The organism is Allobranchiibius huperziae (genome assembly GCF_013410455.1).
Taxonomy (GTDB): domain Bacteria; phylum Actinomycetota; class Actinomycetes; order Actinomycetales; family Dermatophilaceae; genus Allobranchiibius; species Allobranchiibius huperziae.
The window spans coordinates 15,368-32,632 of sequence record NZ_JACCFW010000003.1 but is presented as its reverse complement, the minus strand read 5'-3'; the positions used below and the strand labels follow the sequence as shown (position 1 = coordinate 32,632).

Sequence of the window (17,265 nt, the reverse complement as noted above, 5' to 3'; positions counted from 1 at the left end):
GCCTCCTAGAGGTTGAGGATCGGCGAATGTGGTGACCAGTCGGTCAGACGATGCTGACGCCGGTCAACGTTGCAATGAAGGTGGTCGCTGAGCCGACGACGACGGCGCCCACGAGGGAGATGCCGATGATCTTCACGCCGTGGATCTCCCGGCCTTCGATCATTCCGATGACCAGGTAGGCGATGCCGCCGATGAAACCCAGGACGCACAGCAGCGCGACGGCCCACATGGACCAGCCGACGACCTTGGTCAGGCCGTCGACGCCGGGGGGCTTCTGGATGCCGGAGGCCGACAGGCGGCTCGATAGGTGCGCGGCGACGCGGGTGGAGACGGTGGTGTTCATGACGGGTTCCCTTCGTTGGTGGTGCTGTTGACGGTTCGAGGTGCGCCGATCGCGCGCAGCTGGTTAACGGTGCGGCGCACCCGCAACGGGGCGGCCGAGATCTCCGGGGTGGTCTGGGTGCGCCAGGATTCGACCCACCCGATCCGCCAGGTCCGGGGAAGGATCTGCATCACCTGACGGCACGCGGACAGCTGGGCTTTGCCGATGCGGGGTCCGTCGTCGACCAGGACCAGGCCCAGCAGCTCGACATCAGAGAGCTGCCCTGCGGCCCAGACCTGTCCGGCGCGTTGCACCGCGGCAAGGCCGGCGGCGTGGGTGCGCGCGACGAGCAGCACCTTCGGGGTGCCACCGAGCGGGACCTTCGTTCCGGCATCGACCGCGACCTGCTCCCCGAGCAGCTGCGTGAGGGTGGTGACACCGGCGCCGCCGTGCAGACCCACCATGTACGTGCGGGCCTCGGGGCCGGCGAACGTGCGCGGCAACGAGGCCCCCACGGGTGCCTGAATCCCCAATGGGCGAGCCGGGCCGGTAGCCGCCAGGTCCTCCCCCAGCAGCTCATCGACCGGCATGGCCTCCTGCACCGGCTCGGGCGGTGGTGCCGCGGGCAGGAACGGGTTGACCGGGGCCGGGTCTTTGCGGCCGCGCGATAGCGATGGGGCGCTCACCGGCGACCCAGCCCGTCGGCGACCAACGCGGCGGCGTGCCGCCACGCGACCTGGGTGTCGGGGCGTAGCCCGTCCAGGCGCAGGTGCGCTGCACGCATCCCTGGGTCGTACGGGATCGGTGCCGCGGCACGGGCCAACGCCTCGAAGCGGGCCAGGTACTCCGCGCTGGGCGCCTCTTCCTGGTCGGCGTGGGCGACCACTACGACCGCGTCGTCGGCTAGCTGCGCAGCGGCGTCGTTCTGCTTGCGCAGGTCGTCCAGCACCAGCCGGGCGGCCTCGGCGTGATCGGGACGGGTGGTGGTGGCCACGACCAGTTGGTCGGTGTGCTCGATCATCCGCAACCAGTTCGCCGCGGACTCGTCGTTGCCGGAGTCGATGAAGACCAGCCGGTAGTACCGCGAGGCGACCCGGTGCAGTGCATCGAAGTCCGCGGTGGTCAGACGTTCTTCGGGTGCGATGGAGTGCGGGTTGGACCGCAGCACGTCGAACTTGTCCTCGGTCTGGTGATGCACGTACGCCGCCAGGTCCGCTGCACGGGCCTCGGGGCGCATCAGCTCGTCGGCTGCGCCGAGGAGGTCGCGCACGTGGGCCTCGTGGGGCCCTTCTTCGGTGCGCCAACCCATCGTTCCGCGGGTCTCGTTGTTGTCCCATGCCAAGCACCCCGCGCCGCCCCAGCGGGCGAACATGGCCGCCAGCAGCACCGTCGTCGGGGTCTTGCACGCACCGCCCTTGGGGTTGACGATTCCGATCGTCCGCGGCCCGGCCCAGTGCTGGGAGATCGCCCGTAGCTCCGCCCGCTCGGTGATCTGCTCCGGGGTCGGTCCCTCGACTCGTTTCTTCAGGCCGATGCTCTGCAGAAACCCGTGCCAGCCGCCGACCTTGGTCGGCGTCGTCATCCCAGAAAACGCCTCATCCGCGCCCGGCAGGAACGTCACCGACGCGCGTCGCTCCGCACGCGACTGTGGGACCTCCGGTGCTGACACTGCGGCGACCGACTGTCCGACCGGCTCTGTGTACGGTGTACGCGCCGCGCCCGTCCGCGGCGCTTCCTGCGTTGCCCCCGATGCCGATTCGGCCCCAGCCGAGGTGGCCGATACAGTCCCGCCAGGGGCCTGCGGCGGCACTTGGGGGGCAACCGCAGGCCCCGCCTGCGTCCTGGCGGCTGGCAGGACAGGTGCGGTCCCAACGGACGTGACGGTTCCGTCGGGACCGACCTGCAGCTGTTGGGTGCCCCCGTCATCGACGGCGGTCACCTGCACCACACCGCTCGTCTGAGAGGCGATGTGCGTGATCGCGGCCTGGTGGACACTACTGCCGCCAGCGACGGGGACGACCTGCCCGTCGAGGATGAACTGACCCTCCCCAATGATCAGCATCCGAGGCGTGCCGGTGGCCTCGCTCGAGGTGTGCTGGGTGTTCTGTGTCATGTGCCTCTCCCGTCGTGGTCCTGCTGGTCTGTGAGTGAGCCGGGCTGGTTAAGGGGTCTGGTCGTAGACCTGGGTGACCCGCCACGGCCCGGTTGCGGCTGCGCGGCGGCAGGTCACGATCCACACCGCCGCGGTGGGCTTGCTGGTCCAGCCGGCGGTGCCGTGCCCGGTGGTGGTGACGTCGACCTGGCGGACGGCGAGGGTGGGGCTGTCGCCGGTCTGATCCGGAACGTCGCTCATCGGGACGGTCTTGGCGCTGGCGGTGGTGAACCCGTGGTGCGCCGTCAGGACGGTCCAGGCCGCTCCCCCGCCCCCGTTGCCGGACAACGGGGCTCGTACGGCCTGCAGCAGCGGCGAACCCAACAGGGCGGACGCGCGGCGCTCCGCGTCCAACGTGGTGGTGTCGATCGCGGTGTCCTGGGTGGCAAACACCTGCATCACTGCCGCCGCGACCGCCGACGCGTCCTGCTGGTTCACCCCGCCGAGATTCGGCGCTCCCCCGCGCGGAGTACCTGCCCGCCCGGCGGGAAGGGTCGTGGTCGGGATGGTCGGCGTCGACGAGCTGCTCGTCGACGAGGTCACGGCGTGTGACGGGGTGACGGTGACCGTCACCGGGGTCTTGGCGCCCTTGTTGGCACACCCAGACAGTGCGAAGGCGCCGATCGCGATGGCGATCGCTACAGAGGTGCGCGAGCTGGTCATCGTCACTTCTTCCGGTAGTAGACGGCGTTCGGGTGACCGGCGTAGAGCACGGTGGAGGACTGGCGAGCCTGGGGCGCGAACCCCACGTGGGAGCCGTAGCCGTAGGAGCCCTCAACGAAGTTGCCTGTGAACCCCGGAATGGACCCGACGTACATCCACACGTGGGTCAGGCCCCCGCCGTTGCTGATCCCGATGTCACCAGGGCGCAGCTGGGACAGGCTGAGGGACGACGCGGAGCCGAGGGCTTGCCAGTGCGCGGCCAGCCAGGCCTCCTGGACCGGGACGAACCCCGCGCCCTGGGCGAGCAGACCGCTGTCGTTGTAGGTCGGGTCAACCGCGGTCGTCGCGATCAGCGACACGGTCGCGGAGCAGTGATCCCCTTCCGGGCGGCCGATCGGGACTTCCCCGATCTGGTGGGCGTAGAAGTGACCGCTGGTCTCTGCGGCCTTGACCGCGGCGGCGTACTGCGGCATCTGCGCGAGGTGGTCCTGGCCCTGGTTGGTGTGCCACGCGTACGCCAGCACCGTCTGCGCCAGGGACGCACCGGCGGCCAACCCACCACCGGGCAGGGTGAATTGAGCCAGGAACTTGCGAATGTTCGCGATGTAGGCCGGGGTCTGCCCGTTCTGTGGGACACCGCCGGCGGCCTGCACCGCGCCCAGGCCGGCGTTGTACGCCGCCCACGCCAGATCGTTCGGGTCACCCTTCACCGCGCCCGCTTTGAGCAGCGAGCTGACCTGGGCGTAGAGCGCGCACATGAAGTGCGCCTGCGCCGGGATCGCGTCCCCGGGGTCCAGGGGTGAGTTGGTGCCGTTGTGGTTGTAGTCCTGCCCCCACGTCTTCCACGTGCCGGGCATGAACTGCGCGATCCCCTGCGCACCGACCGAGCTGGTGGCGTTGGGGTTGAAGTTGGATTCCGCTTTCAGCTGAGCGGCAATGTCCGGTGCGGTGATGCCCGCACAGACCGTCCCGGCAGCCTGGATCAGCGGAACCAGGTCGGCCGGGATTCCAGCACTGTTGAGCCCGCCGCCTGGAGCTGTGGGGGGCGTCGGTGCAGCGCCGGAGACGGCGACGACAACCATCACCGGAATCGCGGCCACACCCAGCACCGCTCCCCCGATGCCCTTGCCGCCCACGGCTATTTCCCACCCGCAGTGGAGGTCTTCGCCGATGTCTTCTTCGACGACGCGGGCTTCTTGGTCGTCTTTGTGGTCAGTTTCTTCGCCGGTGTGCTCGGGGCGGGCGCCACGGTTGTCGACGGCACGCTCGACGGCGTCGAGGCCGTCGCAGATCCCGTCGCGGTGGTGCTCGGCAGCAAGTACAGGCGGGGCGTGTCGTCAGCCGACCCGATGACCAGCGCCGAGGTGCCCACGACACCGGCCGGGATCACCGGATCCGTGGAACCGTTCGCGTTGTTCAGGTTTGACGTCGTGCCGGTGCTGGCACCGCCCAGAGGCACACCCGTTGTCGTGGCGGCAACGGTCTGCTGGTCAGCGTTGGTGCACCAGATGACTTGATCGCCGGCCAACTGCGTAGTCCAGCCCGCGGGTAATGAGTGCAACCCACCGGTGCGCAAATCGACCACCGAAGACCCCAGCACCCCGACCGTCCCCGACGGCGACATCAGCAGCGGCGAGGCCGCGTTCTGGGTGTCGATCGACCCCGTCGTCCACCCTGCGCGCAACCCATTCAGAGCAGTCGCGCGCAGCACCACCGTCCCGGTACTGGTGGCCTTCGCGGGCGTCCACTGCTGGATCAACGTCGTCTCAGTAACTGCGACTGTCGTCCCGCCGGTCCAGCCCTTCGGGGCCGGCAACGTGATCGGGTTACCTGCCACTGTCGGCGAGGTGACCTTCCACGCGTGCCCGCCGGTGTCGGTGGCCAGCAGCGTGTCCTTGGGCAAAATCGCGACCGCATGCCCACCCGGGGGCAGCGCACGCGTGACCAGCTTCCCGCCCAGGCCCACGATGGAGACGGTGGTCTGTGACCGGGGAATGATCGGTCCCGCAGGCGTCAGCAGCACCGTCGTGTCGGTGCCTGACGCGGGGACGGGCCAGTCCCCCAACCGCTGTCCGGTCATCGACCAGGCGCTCACGTCTGTGTCGGTGGCGACCATCACCACCGAAACCCCCGCAACACGGCCCAGGGTCGGGCCGGTCGTGACCGAGGACCCCGCAAGGTCCTTGCTCCACACCGGGGCGCCGGTCCGTGCGCTCAACGCGCTGAGGGCCAGGTCACCGTTGCCGTGGGTGGTTACGGCGTAGATCGACCGGCCGCCCACCGCCACCGGTGAGGCTGTCTGCTGGGAGGCATCGACCGAGGCCACGGCCGCAGAGGACCAGGCGGCCTGCGGAGACCAGCCCACCGGAGCGGCCACCGGCAGCTCCGTCGGCGTCGCCGACGGCGTCACCGTGCGCGTCACCGCGGCATGCGGAGCTGGGGCTTCACCGTGGTGCGCGACCACGATGCCAGCGATTCCGCCGCCGACCAGGACCACCGCCGTGCCCAGCACCGCAACGCGCACCCCGGTCCGCTTCTGACCGTTCCGAGACGTCGACCCATCCGTTGATGCAGAGGCCCCTGACTCGGTGAGCGGCCACACCCGCCCGTCGGCGTCGATGACCATGCGCCACGTGTTTCCGGCTTCGTCTGAAGCGACCGCCTGTATTGCCTGGATGGCCCCCTCCCGTGCCGCGGCACGAGCCGCAACGACCTGCACCCCGGCCTCTTGCGGCGTCATCCCCGGCGGGACCGTCACCGGTTCGTCATCCACCGTGACCTGGCCACGGACCAGACTCAGCCGCACCTTGGGGTAGACCGGCACCACCGATGGATCAAACGTCTTCCCCATCGCTCTGACCCCGCCCCGTATAGCTGCCAGTTAGTCGCATCTGCGACGCTGCGATGATTAAATATCATTAAGTAGGCACAGCGCAAACACTCTGTTTTGGCACGATGCTTGTTGAATGATGGCGAGAGGCGCACCTGGCATGGCGAGTGATGAGGTCACCCCCTACGGTTGGGACCTGGCCGAGACGACGGACCTGGCTCCGCTCGTCGTGTTGAGACGTCGACGGAGGGCGATTGTGGTGTCGCGTGACATCCCTGGGCTCAGCGATGCGCTCAAGGAAGCCACCGATGATCTGCGCAGGGCTCATCCAGAAGGTAACTGGACCAACGATCGGATCGCCGTCGAGGTCACGAACCTCGGAACTCCGTTGTCGTCGGTTCACTTTCGTCAGCTGTGTAATGGCCGCAACGCAGCACCGACCACGATGCTCATGGCGAACCTTGCCGAGGTCTTAGGCAAGCCGCTGCTGTACTTCACCGATCCTGCTGTGCGCCAGGCGATACGCCGCGCTCTGGACACCCCTTCAACCGCAAACGACCGCGTCGTTCAGGCAGTCACACAGTTCCGTTCTATGACGCACCAAGAGCAGGAAGCTGTCATCGAGGCGATCACCTACGACGCGGACGACCAGCGCGAACCACTGGCCTGACGGCAAGCAATCTCCTGCAGTACACGACCGCGTGCCTCACATGGGACACCTGCCGAGCTGAGCCATTCACGCAGCACCTCGGCAACTTCATCGGTCGTCGAGCTCCCCACGGAGCGCGCGGGCGCGCTCTGCGCGGTTTGCTGCCCGTCTGGCGTCGGGCTCGAGTGTCGACCGGGCGCCCCCGTCAGCGTCCGCGTTCCGCGGACGGCCGCCACCGCCGCCGCTGGGCTGCATTGCATCGCCGGGCCGTGCCCGGGAAGCACGACCTCGCCCGGTAGCGCGGACAGCCGCTCCAGGCTTCGCTCCGCCATCAGGGGGTCGGTGTGGAACATCGGGTGCAGCATCTGCGGCCCCTGATGCTTGCTGATGGCGTGACCGCTGACGAGTCCGTCCCCCACCACGACCACCTGCGCCTCCGGCAGCTCGTACACCGTGTGTCCCGGCGTGTGCCCGGGCAGCAGGTGAGGGATTGGCCTGTGGGCCGCGGCAATCGCTGCTCCTGGCGGCACTTCCGTTACCTTGGCAACAGCGACATCTCCGAGGCCGCCGGCCGCGATCGCGTGGTCCATCCAGACCCGCACGAGGGGGTCAGCCGCCTGCGCTTCAACTTCGGCCTTGGTGACCTGGTGAAGGACCGTCCGGCGTGCGTGTTGCGCCTCCGGACCGCACGCGATCACTTCGGTTCCGTGATCCCGGCGCAGGCGCTCCGCCGAGCCGATGTGGTCGGCGTGGGCGTGGGTGACGAGCAGCTGGTCTACGTCGTCCGGGTGCTTGCCCGCCGCGGCAAGCGAGGCCGTCAGCGCAGTCCAGTCACCCGGGTACCCACAGTCGATGAGAGCGGTTGCGTCACCGTCGATCAGGATGACCCAATTCGAGGCCGGACCTTCGACGAAGTGAATGCCAGTGGCGACTTCGGTGATCTGCCAGTCAGACGTCATACCGGGCTTCCTTGGCTAGGGGTGTGAGTGAAGAGCTGGACAGCTGCTCAGTGACACCGCCTACACCGACCGGTATGAGGGGTTCAAGTCGATCTCAACGCTAGCACGCACGACGGACAGGCCCGGGTCACGAACTTGCTCAACCGGGGGTGATGCGGCACAGCACGAACCGCCCTTTGACCGTTCCCGCGTCGACGCCGCTCGCCCGGATGAGGAACGGTTCGTAATCACCCGCCTCGGTTTGAAAACGCGCCACGATCGGGGTCTCCGCGACAGCGGGCGTCTTCGCGGCCGCGGCAAGGTACGACTGGACCGCGCCCAGGTCGTCGAGCTTCAACAGGTTCAGCAATGAACCGTTTCCGGGGGCAGTAAGCCGTGCCTTTACCCATTGGGCCTTTGACCACATGTACAGCGACCACGTTCGGGTGTCGATCGCGGCGAGAGCGGCGTCGGTGAGGTCGAAGGCGGCGCGTAACAGATCTTCGGATCGCACTTCGATGAAGTCGGGGATAACGTGTCCGTCACCCTCGGGAGCTTCATGAGTGATCCCACGCAGCCACAGGGTGTCCCCCACTCGCTCTCCGTCGCCAGCAAACCGCAGCTGCTTTGTCGACGGCTGGGCTTCACCCCGGCCGGTCATGATGTGGTACCGAAAAATCGGCACCTTGTTGCCGGGGCTATGGATCCACTGGTCGAGGTAGGTGTACATCTCGGCGCGATGCTCGAACGCGATGAGGTTGTTCAACCATGCCGGCATCGGAGTTGCGCCGCTGGTCAGGTCAGCAAATTCGGGGTCTGTGCGGTCCAGCTCGTAGAGCTTGAACATGGCGTCGTCCCAGTAGATGTGGATCGCCCGCTCGGCGTGGACGTTCTCCAGTTCCCACTCCCAGCAGCCCACGATGGGCCGGTCGCGCTCAGCTTCGTGCTGGGCGCGATAAATCGCATGCACTGCTGTCAGCGACCCAGTTTTGGCCGTCACGATCGGCAGGGCTCGCACAACAACACCGTCGGTCAGGTGCTCTACCGGGTTGCCCGAGGCAATGACCTCCTCGATAGCTGGCAGCAGCAGCCGGCGACCCTGGGGAGCCAGAATTCCCTGCGGGCTCACCGCCTTGTAGGGGGTATCCCCCACCGCAAGCAGTGAACCTGTCGGGTCGATAAGGACCCACTCGTTCTCGACGTCCACCTTTGCTGGCACTACCTGCTCACCCCTCGTTTCCCCACCAAACCTCGATCGTATGAGCCGATCTAGCGCTCTAGTGTGGCGGCCATGGGTGAATCGCTTTCAGTCCTCGTGTTCGGCGCCAGTCGGGGCATCGGACGCGCCACAGCGCGCAAATACCAGGAGGCTGGCCACCACGTCGCGGGCACTCGACGCGCAGGTGGCACCGTCCCCGAAGGGGTGCTAGGCCTCGAAGCCGATGTCACTGACAACGCCAGTGTTCAAGCGGCTCTCGCCGCCGCCGTCGAGGCACACGGCCCGTTGGACGTCCTAGTCGTCACCGCGGGCATCACGCGTGACAACTTCCTCATCCGGATGTCCGACGAAGAAGTCCGCGAGGTCATCGAGACCAACCTCATCGGACCGATCAACGTTGTCCGAAACGCTTGGAAGGGCATGTGGCGTGCCCGTAAGGGCTCGATCGTCCTGCTCTCCTCCACCGGCGCCAAGGTGGGCCAGACCGCGCAAAGCAACTACACCGCCAGCAAGGCCGGGCTTGAAGGCTTCGTGCGGTCGGCCGCCCGTGAAGGAGCTGCACGCGGTATCCGCATCAACGCCCTAGCGCCGGGCGCGACCGACACCGACATGCTCAACGCGGCGCCACCAGCGGTCATCGAGCGAATGAAAGACGGCATCCCCATGCACCGCATCGCGCACGAGGACGAGATCGCTTCCGCGATCATCGACTACGCCGGCATGACCTACGTAACCGGACAGACGCTCTACGTCAGTGGCGGCGTCTGAGCTAGTCCTGGCGTAATGAGCAAGCCTGATCCAGGCTGTGCGACCCACCTGGGTGTAAGCGAATGAGAAAACCCCCGCACGCAGATGCGTGCGGGGGTTTTTCTCACCACGAGGACTGTAAGGCTTACGTCAGCCAGTAACGGGCAGCGTGGTGGTGGTAGCCGTCGGGGTTGGCGGCTGCGTGCCCGTCGAGGTGGAGGTACTGGTCGGCGTTGAGGTGGACGTAGAGGTGCCGGTTGAGGTGCTGGTCGACGTACGAGTAGACGTCGGGGACGTGGTGCTAGTCGATGTACGGGTGCTCGTCGACGTGGTCGTCGACGCAGCCGCGCAGTTCACAGCACCAAGCTCGATGTACTTACCCAGACCCGCCGCGGTCAAGTCGTAATAGGCACCCACCGTGTTCACACCAAACCTCGGCAAGAACGTCACCGTTCCCACCGCATTGGCGTTACCGGTGAACTTCGCTGCCGACACGGTCGTTCGCGCGGTGTACGTGCCAGCCGCTCCACCCCCGGTGACAACGGTGCGAGCATTGGTGCCCACGCAGGAGGTAGTGACGCTGATGCCGCTGACGTTCAACAGCGGCATCGCATACCCAGTGATGGTGGCGGTGTGGCCCGACACCGCTGCGTTGGCGGAAAAGGTTCCGTCCGGATCCGCTACGTGCCCCGTTCGGAAGCCACTGGACCCGGTGGTTGTGCTGTACGCGATTCCCAACGCCGGTGAAGACACGGCAGCGGAGCTGTTCGCGCTGGTGATGATGAGACCCGCCGCGGCCGTGATGCCGACGGCGGCTGATGCGCCAAAGAGCGCGGTGTTGCGCTTCATCGAATTTTTCCTCTCAGTATTACGGATAAGGATCAGTAGCATCCGTGGCCGCGCGGACAACGCGGGCGGTTCTCATGTGAGTGAATGGGTGCTACCTGATGTGGGTGTTCGTCCCGTAGCCATGACCTGGCGGGAGTACGAACCGTGTGGCCGGTGGCCGGGAACCTGTTGATTCCCGGCCACCGATCCGCGAGCGGTTACTTGATTGCCGACAGGAAGGCTGCACCGTTGGGTGTGCCCAAACCGGTCGCGCTGTCCCATCCCTTGGCAGAGACCAGGCTCTGGGGCTTGGCGTCGTTGCCTACGACAATGTTCTGCCCCGCGGATGTCTTGAGGAACTCGCCCGACTTCGACGGTGCGTTTACATCTGAGATGGCCGAACCGATGGAGTACAGCTTCTGTGCCACGTTGCCGATGACCGCCTTGTTGGTGGCCTTAGCGATGCCGACCAGGGCTGCAGTGACCGGGCTGGCCAGGCTGGTCCCGCCGAACGCGATGTACCCGGTTTGGCCTTGCTCGGTCGTGCGGATCGTGAATCCGGTGTACGGGTCTGCGATGGCCGAGATGTCCGGCACCGCACGCCGCGTGGACGAGCTCTTGATGACACCGTGCTGCCAGGTGGGCTGGGCCCACGTGGAGCTCAACCCGCCGCCGCCACCGCTGTAGTTGCCCTGCTGGGCGGCTGTACTGCTGGTGACGTCGACGAAGGAGGCGACGTTGGTGTTGGCCTGGGTGAAGAAACGAGACTCCCAGCCGGTCACGGTGGCAAACGATCCGTCCTTGCGCATCCCGACCGTTGTGCCGCCAACAGCGGTGAGGTAAGCGTTCGCGGCCGGGTAGCTCACCGTCGGGTGACCCTCGGTGAAGGAGTTGTCTCCCGCATCACCGGTGGAGGCGAACGCGCTGATCCCGGTCAGCGCAGCCTGCCGCAAGGGGCGATCCCATGCAGCCTTCTCCGCTGCCGACATGCCCGCGTCGCTAGGGCTGCCGAACGACATGCTGATGGTGGAAACAACGTGCTGGTCAACGGCCAGCTGCAACTGCTTCGTCAGGTCCGCGTCGAAGCAACTCGCGGCGCCGTAGTAGTGAATGGCAGCATCCGGTGCGATCGAGTGAGAGGACTGCACATCCAGGTCCTGCTCACCGGGCGAGTTGTCACACTTCGCGTCGTTGGCGTTCGCGGCCGCCACCGTCTTGCTGTACTTGGTCAGTGGCGCGTACTTCGCGGCCGCCATGTACGTGTTGGTCAGGCTCTGAACCTGCGGGTCGTCATGCCACAACAGGATCCCGAGAGTGGGGGCTGCTTTCGACGCGGCGGAGTTCTTGTACATCACCGCCAGGTCCTGGGGCAGGTACCCGCACAGGTAGTTGGACTCCACGGAGTACTTCTTCGCCGCGGGGTAAAGATGGTCACCCCAGTACGGGGCACACGCGGTCGAACCGTCCGTGGCGCCATTGGCGTGAGGCGCCACAGCGCGGGTTGTCAGCGAAGTGCGCTTGGTGGCCAGGTTTGCCGTGTTCATCGGCACCATCTTGTGCAGCGAGGTCAGGCCCGACACCCCCGTGATGCCCAGCGCACTCGGTACGGCAGGCGTGCCCTGAGCGGCGTACCCGCGGGTCGAACCCAAGGTCGCGGCCCGCATCGTGACACCGAAAGCCTTGTTCACCCGGGTGGTTGATCCAGTGACCTGCACCTGACCAGATGCGGCGCTGACCGAGGTCACCGTCAGGCCCTGGGATCTTGCCCAGGCGGTGGCGGCTTTGAGCTGAGCCGGGGAGGCGCCAAACATCTTGGCGTACGTCGCTGTAGACACGACGGTGCCCTTCGCGAGCAAGGCGTTCGCCAAACCCGTATTGCGCTGTGGCAGCTGAAGAGCCAGGCTCAGGCTCTGATCGGCTTCGAGTGGGGCCGAATAGGACACCCGGCTACTGCCGCCAATCAGCCCGGCCACACCGGAATTGGCGAGGGTGGTCTTGCTGCTACCGGTACCCGCGGCATAAGCACCTGCCGCGGGTGCAACAGCAGCAGCCGTAACGACTGCTGTGACAGCAGCCAGTGTGCGACGCTTCATATGTAGATCACTTCTCCCTGTTGATGGTCTTAGGCAAGCCGCAGCACAGACCCCAGATTTTGGATAGCCAAACGGCCCCGGCCCGCTTCCCCTCGCCCACACCATAATCGTGTCCAGGCGCCCTGTGGGCAGTCCGTCTATACACACACTTCAGCGCTACCGGTCACGCTCGACTAACTCGTACGCACCTTCGGCGCATCATCCCCAAGACACCTACGCGCGCAGCAGCGTTGGGCTGCCGGATTCTCCTACCGGCTGACTTAGCCCCAGGCGCAACACCGAGGCCACAGAACAGTAGCCGCGCACACGTGCTGTTCGACGCACGCCCGAGATGCACACGATGGACCTGCAGCGCAGGCTCACGTCTGAGCCACCAAAGCAGGTTGATAAACCACAACAGCGCCGCAGTCGAGTCTCACGCGCAACTCTTGCCCCACGCGCGACACACCTTCTCAGATGGTTGTAACCGTTATTCCTCTAGGCCACACTCGCCCCATGGGACGACCGAGCAAGGGCGCACGCGCGCTACTCGGCTGCAGAGCCCCACAGCCCCTCGACAAGGCGGTACGGGATGCCGCGGCCGACGCTGGGATGAGCATCAGCGACTACATGGTGACGGTCCTAGCCGATCACTTGGGTATGCCTGATCAGGCTCCCCATCACGACCTTCAACAAGATCGGCTTCCCATGACCGGATAGCCGATCGGGGCAGCGCCCCGATACGACAAAGGCCGCCGTTACCAGCGGCGGCCTGTCGTCTAGCTCTTAAGTTCTGCGCCGGTTACCAGCCGGCTACGAATCCGTATCGCCCAGATAGGTGGCTTCGTGCTGCCCAAGATAACTCATGCTGCCCTGACACGCCACAATCCTGCGCACCCAGATTTAGGGCGTGTCTTCACCCACCGTGCCTGCGCTCCGATCGACGCGCCGTACGTCGAGCTGGCCTGCCGCCAGCGCCCCTCGGTGCTGCCCCGGTGGCACCAAGACGACCGCGGCCCCACCAACGCCACACGGGGCCATCACCAGTACGCCCCCGACGGGGCGTACGCCCGGGTGCCGGTGTGGGTCAGCCGCGAGCACTGGCTGACCACCGTGGTGCCCGTCGCCTTAGCCGTGCACGCCGACAAACTGCATCGACGCGTCTCGCCGAACCTGATGCGTCGCTACCTGACCGTCCGGTCTGGGTATGCCCTGGTCGGTACCGGTAGGCGGTGCATCGTGCGCCCCGACACTGTCGCCAGCGTGCTCCAGGTGGGCGTGAACGCGGTCAAGGTGTGCCAACGAGTGGCACGAGAGATTGGCCTGGAGGTCGTCATCCAGACCGGGCGCATGCTCAACGTCACCGAGTGCACCGCCGCACGCCGCCGCGGCTCTCGCCAGCGAGGGTTATCCACAGAAGTGGCCTTCACCTGCCCCACTGCGATCCCGCGTGAACTGTGGATAGATACCCCTACCAGAGGTACCCCACTTCCAGCCCAACCGGACTGTGAGAACCCTTCCGTCAAACCGAAACAGGCCGCGAGCGGCCAGAAAGCGGCCGCGGCTTCGCCGCGACAGCCTCGACCAAGAGGGTCCGACCGCTCAGCGGTCCGTCGACTGGCCGTGCAAATGGCCCAGACCCTGCCCTGGCTGGCCTCCGAGGGCCCCAGACGCCTCTCCCCGGCTCTGACACGGTTCACCATGTGCACGCCCGCCTGGACCGCGGACGATTTGGTGCACGCCCTGGCCGACGCCGCGCTGCGGCAAGGCCGACGCTCCCCGCTTGCCGACCGGGCCGTGCGCACCCGCCCCGCAGTGCTGTTCGCAGCGATGCTGCGCGAGCTCGACGAACAAGCCGACCACCCCGGCGCGGCGTTCACCACGCCTGCCCCGGCGCCAACGGGCCGGTGCGACCGGGATGAGTGCGAGGGGTGGATCGAGATCCGCGACGCACAGGGCCAGCTCGACGGGGCCAGGCCCTGTCCTGACCCGGCCCACCGCCGCGCACAGTTGCACGAGCTGGTCGACGTCGGCGGGTGGGATGTCGACGAATCACCGTTCTAAGCCGCCTTGTCGCAGCCAGACTGCACCTCGTGAGCACCAACACGCCACCGTCTTCGGACGCCGAGAGCGCCACGTGGCCGCCGGGTGCGGTGCAGGATTGGCTCTCCGGCCCGGACTCGGCCGTGGTGCAGCACAAGATGCGGGTGCTTGGCCGGGCCGGCGCCATCACCGTGCTCGGCGTGCTGGCCCAGCGCGGCCCTTGCACCCGCCATCAGGTCCAGGAGCTGGCCCAGCTCGAGCCCACGGTGACCCGGGACCGGCTGACCCAGCTGCGCGACATTGGCCTCGTCGCCCTGCACGAGCATCGCGGTCCGAAACCCGCGACCTGGGCGATCAACCACGACGGCATGACCCGATTGGGCGCCTACTTCATCCGCCCCGCCCCACACCCGCGGGCGTGAGGACGTTGCAAGCAGCTGACCCTGTGTCAGTGCAGACCAAACGCCCGGTTCGGATCGGCTGGCACCGGCCGCAGATCCTTGGCCGGCACCCACCGTTGCACGACGACTGGCTCCTCCCCCGGTCGTAGCCGCACGATCACCACCAGCGCCTCCCACACCCACGAGCGGCGCCTCCAGGCAACGACCAGGCCCTGATCCGGTGGCTGGTGCGGGTGCAGGTCTTTGGATCTGACCCATACGTGCCGGGTCGTCCGTGGCCGCGGCCACGTGCGCTCGGACCTGGACTGCCCCACCCCGCCCAGCGTATTCGAACACGCGTTCGACACAACGCGACCAGGTGACCTGTGCCCATCACCTGGCACGTGCTACGGGCGTCGACCAGCCGCCTGTGAACCCTTCTCCAGATCTCGGTGACCGCTGGGGCGTGCCCGTCTCCTCACACCACCGACCCCCTCCCTCCTCACCAGCTGCTTGTGCACCTCGCCAGATGAAAACCTGCGCCGTCTAAGCAGCTACTGACGCGTGACGTTCCGCGCCGCTACGCGTCGCCGGATGAGCCCTACGCCGAGCCCGATGATCAAACCTGCGACGACGGCGCCAAGGATGTGCTGCCAAAACGCGTGAAAGCCGAGTGCGTTCATTCCTGGGAAGACCGCCCACACCGCGACTAAGCCGCAAAACCCCCCGAGGATGACGCCGGGCAGCGCCGCGGCCCGGAATTCCTTCTGGCGCATTCGACGCATCATGCCCCACCAGGGGCGAGGGTGCGGGGCCTTCGCTGCGCTGCGGCACTGTGATCGGCCGGCCAACCCCGCGCCGGCCCGGTCCCCTGCAGTGCATGGCTGCGTTCACGCTGCCAGCTGTGGGGTGTGTCACGGCACTGGTGGGCCTCCAGGCCGCTGACGCGCCGCTACGCGGGGCCTGCGGCCGCCTGGACCCCCCACCTGCCCCGTGACCGCGTGCACCAGGTCGCAGACCCCTTGGACCCCCCACCTGCCCCGTGACCGCGTGCACCAGGTCGCAGACCCCTTGGCGGCGCCGGCTGTGCCGGCCCGTGCTCGTTGCGGCCCTACGGGCCGGTCGGGGTCCGTAGGTGGTCGGGTTTGGCACGCACAGGGCTCACCCAGCCCAGCACGCCGGGGGCCCGACCCGTCAAGGCACGCCCCACCGGGCGGCCACGCGTTGCGCTCGTTCCTCGCTGCGCTTATTTCGCGGCCACCCGCCGGGACTCTTCGGCCTGGACGGCCCACCCTCACCGCGGGCGTCCAGGGGTCGCCCCATGCGGGCCCGGCCGCGGCAGGTCCGCCGCGGTCGGTGGGTCCAGTTGAGGGAGGAGGAGATGCCGGTATGTCGATCGTCGAAACGATCCTGCGGCTGGATCACGCAAGTGGTCTTGCTTGCAGGTGCAGTGGCGACGCTCGGCACGGCAGCCAGTAACCGCCGCCGCGAAAGCGAGCGACGCCGCCGAGTGACAGCTCGGCGACGTCGTAGGCGGTCTGCTGACCGCTAGCTGAGTCAGGGGTCCGGGTCGGTAAGAGCCGGTCCGGGCCCCGCTCAGCACACCCTAGCCAGCATCACCGACAACCGGATGGGAGAACACCCGTGCTCATGACCCGCAACGCAGCTGCTGACGCTGCTGCTCCTGGCGCAGATCCACCGCCAGCAGCGCACCGACCGCTAACGCGGTCAAGGTGCCGCCCTCCTCCCCCCGGGAAGGCAGGGCGGCACCCATCCACGCGAAACCTATGGCCCAGCCCACCCAAAAGCGCCTCAGACGTACGACCGTCGTAATACCGCAATCTGAACACATGCCGATAATCCAGCCCATACCGTCACCGACAGCGCCAACCGGCTTCCCCGGACCCGTCGGCGCTGCACAGTCCCTCGCTCGGCGCATTGCTTTCCCCTTCAACTGCGCCGGGCGAGGGACCCCACCCTGCCCCGCCGCGTCTACCGTGAGACCAGGCAGCACCGGTCGAGCAGGCCCCACCTTTTCTCCCGGTGCTGCCGCCCTCTGGCCCGATGCGCACCTCCCCCGGGAGCTCAGCACCGGGCCAGAGCTCACGGCCAACCCCGACCTCGCCGCTGACGCGGCGAGGTGTCGCCCCACGTGTCTCAAGGTGGGGCGACACCCCTAGCGCTTCCCCTACTGATGCGCTTAGCGTGCAGCTCAGTGCCGGTCGAGTGCCCCTAAACGCTCCCGGCACGCTGCAGTTCTCGTCTGGTGCGCCACTCATCCCCCCCGGGTGGTGCGCCAGACGAGAGCACACCCACTCCACCGCCAGGCGCACCACGTGCAGCCGGCGGATCCGCTGCGCACCCCAACAGCAGCCACGACGAGGGGGCCCGGCCCGCTCGAACGAACGCCCGTAACCCGCGC

Annotated in this window: 16 protein-coding genes; 6 read left to right on the top strand and 10 right to left on the bottom strand. The window is 67.3% G+C overall.

From position 1 onward, the window contains the following. Positions 1-43: 43 nt before the first annotated feature. From HNR15_RS17575 to HNR15_RS17550, 6 genes are all read right to left on the bottom strand, one after another. On the bottom strand, positions 44-343 hold the full coding sequence (locus HNR15_RS17575; RefSeq protein WP_179483927.1) for a hypothetical protein: 300 nt from the start codon (positions 341-343) through the stop codon (positions 44-46). Next, positions 340-1,008 carry a DUF6668 family protein gene (locus HNR15_RS17570; protein ID WP_179483926.1) on the bottom strand — a complete coding sequence of 223 codons (669 nt, stop codon included), beginning with the start codon at positions 1,006-1,008 and terminating at the stop codon, positions 340-342. The genes HNR15_RS17575 and HNR15_RS17570 overlap by 4 nt, the downstream gene beginning before the upstream one ends. Beyond that, entirely contained in the window at positions 1,005-1,904 is a 900-nt protein-coding gene (locus HNR15_RS17565; RefSeq protein ID WP_179483925.1) for a P-loop NTPase family protein, read from the bottom strand. The genes HNR15_RS17570 and HNR15_RS17565 overlap by 4 nt, the downstream gene beginning before the upstream one ends. Positions 1,905-2,483: 579 nt before the next feature. After that, positions 2,484-3,137 carry a hypothetical protein gene (locus HNR15_RS17560; protein ID WP_179483924.1) on the bottom strand — a complete coding sequence of 218 codons (654 nt, stop codon included), beginning with the start codon at positions 3,135-3,137 and terminating at the stop codon, positions 2,484-2,486. A 2-nt stretch (positions 3,138-3,139) separates the two neighbouring features. Then, positions 3,140-4,273 (bottom strand): transglycosylase SLT domain-containing protein, encoded by a 1,134-nt coding sequence (locus tag HNR15_RS17555; protein ID WP_179483923.1) that lies wholly within the window; start codon positions 4,271-4,273, stop codon positions 3,140-3,142. A 2-nt stretch (positions 4,274-4,275) separates the two neighbouring features. Beyond that, on the bottom strand, positions 4,276-5,988 hold the full coding sequence (locus HNR15_RS17550; RefSeq protein ID WP_179483922.1) for a hypothetical protein: 1,713 nt from the start codon (positions 5,986-5,988) through the stop codon (positions 4,276-4,278). A 139-nt stretch (positions 5,989-6,127) separates the two neighbouring features. Here HNR15_RS17550 and HNR15_RS17545 point away from each other — a divergent pair, with 139 nt between their 5' ends. Then, positions 6,128-6,637, top strand: a complete 510-nt coding sequence (locus tag HNR15_RS17545; protein WP_179483921.1) for a hypothetical protein — start codon at positions 6,128-6,130, stop codon at positions 6,635-6,637. Here the strand turns inward: HNR15_RS17545 and HNR15_RS17540 are convergent. Further along, on the bottom strand, positions 6,601-7,575 hold the full coding sequence (locus HNR15_RS17540) for an MBL fold metallo-hydrolase (protein WP_179483920.1): 975 nt from the start codon (positions 7,573-7,575) through the stop codon (positions 6,601-6,603). The genes HNR15_RS17545 and HNR15_RS17540 overlap by 37 nt on opposite strands. A 139-nt stretch (positions 7,576-7,714) precedes the next feature. Further along, positions 7,715-8,761, bottom strand: a complete 1,047-nt coding sequence (locus tag HNR15_RS17535) for a hypothetical protein (RefSeq protein ID WP_179483919.1) — start codon at positions 8,759-8,761, stop codon at positions 7,715-7,717. A gap of 84 nt (positions 8,762-8,845) precedes the next feature. Here HNR15_RS17535 and HNR15_RS17530 point away from each other — a divergent pair, with 84 nt between their 5' ends. From HNR15_RS17530 to HNR15_RS17520, 3 genes are all read left to right on the top strand, one after another. After that, positions 8,846-9,541, top strand: a complete 696-nt coding sequence (locus tag HNR15_RS17530) for an SDR family oxidoreductase (protein WP_179483918.1) — start codon at positions 8,846-8,848, stop codon at positions 9,539-9,541. A 148-nt stretch (positions 9,542-9,689) separates the two neighbouring features. Continuing rightward, the gene (locus tag HNR15_RS17525; RefSeq protein WP_179483917.1) at positions 9,690-9,926 is read left to right on the top strand and encodes a hypothetical protein; all 237 of its coding nucleotides are present in this window, start codon (positions 9,690-9,692) and stop codon (positions 9,924-9,926) included. Positions 9,927-9,938: 12 nt separating this feature from the next. Continuing rightward, complete coding sequence (locus tag HNR15_RS17520; RefSeq protein WP_179483916.1) at positions 9,939-10,541, top strand: hypothetical protein; 603 nt, start codon at positions 9,939-9,941, stop codon at positions 10,539-10,541. 25 nt (positions 10,542-10,566) lie between these two features. Here HNR15_RS17520 and HNR15_RS17515 read toward each other — a convergent pair whose 3' ends face one another. After that, entirely contained in the window at positions 10,567-12,441 is a 1,875-nt protein-coding gene (locus tag HNR15_RS17515; RefSeq protein WP_179483915.1) for a S53 family peptidase, read from the bottom strand. 1,608 nt (positions 12,442-14,049) lie between these two features. On the opposite strand from HNR15_RS17515, the gene HNR15_RS17510 reads away from it, so the two are divergent. Together HNR15_RS17510 and HNR15_RS17505 are read left to right on the top strand one after the other, a co-directional pair. Continuing rightward, positions 14,050-14,484 carry a hypothetical protein gene (locus HNR15_RS17510; protein WP_179483914.1) on the top strand — a complete coding sequence of 145 codons (435 nt, stop codon included), beginning with the start codon at positions 14,050-14,052 and terminating at the stop codon, positions 14,482-14,484. A 29-nt stretch (positions 14,485-14,513) separates the two neighbouring features. Continuing rightward, complete coding sequence (locus HNR15_RS17505) at positions 14,514-14,885, top strand: hypothetical protein (protein ID WP_179483913.1); 372 nt, start codon at positions 14,514-14,516, stop codon at positions 14,883-14,885. A gap of 512 nt (positions 14,886-15,397) precedes the next feature. On the opposite strand, the gene HNR15_RS17500 is transcribed toward HNR15_RS17505, so the two are convergent. Continuing rightward, positions 15,398-15,619, bottom strand: coding sequence for a hypothetical protein (locus HNR15_RS17500; RefSeq protein ID WP_179483912.1), 222 nt, complete (start codon positions 15,617-15,619; stop codon positions 15,398-15,400). Positions 15,620-17,265 lie beyond the last annotated feature (1,646 nt).

Coding starts and splice junctions, on each gene's coding strand:
- HNR15_RS17545 (WP_179483921.1), top strand. CDS start 6,128: ATGGCGAGTGATGAGGTCACCCCCTACGGTTGGGACCTGGCCGAGACG.
- HNR15_RS17575 (WP_179483927.1), bottom strand. CDS start 343: ATGAACACCACCGTCTCCACCCGCGTCGCCGCGCACCTATCGAGCCGC.
- HNR15_RS17515 (WP_179483915.1), bottom strand. CDS start 12,441: ATGAAGCGTCGCACACTGGCTGCTGTCACAGCAGTCGTTACGGCTGCT.
- HNR15_RS17540 (WP_179483920.1), bottom strand. CDS start 7,575: ATGACGTCTGACTGGCAGATCACCGAAGTCGCCACTGGCATTCACTTC.
- HNR15_RS17500 (WP_179483912.1), bottom strand. CDS start 15,619: ATGCGCCAGAAGGAATTCCGGGCCGCGGCGCTGCCCGGCGTCATCCTC.
- HNR15_RS17530 (WP_179483918.1), top strand. CDS start 8,846: ATGGGTGAATCGCTTTCAGTCCTCGTGTTCGGCGCCAGTCGGGGCATC.
- HNR15_RS17510 (WP_179483914.1), top strand. CDS start 14,050: ATGGCCCAGACCCTGCCCTGGCTGGCCTCCGAGGGCCCCAGACGCCTC.
- HNR15_RS17565 (WP_179483925.1), bottom strand. CDS start 1,904: ATGACGACGCCGACCAAGGTCGGCGGCTGGCACGGGTTTCTGCAGAGC.
- HNR15_RS17560 (WP_179483924.1), bottom strand. CDS start 3,137: ATGACCAGCTCGCGCACCTCTGTAGCGATCGCCATCGCGATCGGCGCC.
- HNR15_RS17550 (WP_179483922.1), bottom strand. CDS start 5,988: ATGGGGAAGACGTTTGATCCATCGGTGGTGCCGGTCTACCCCAAGGTG.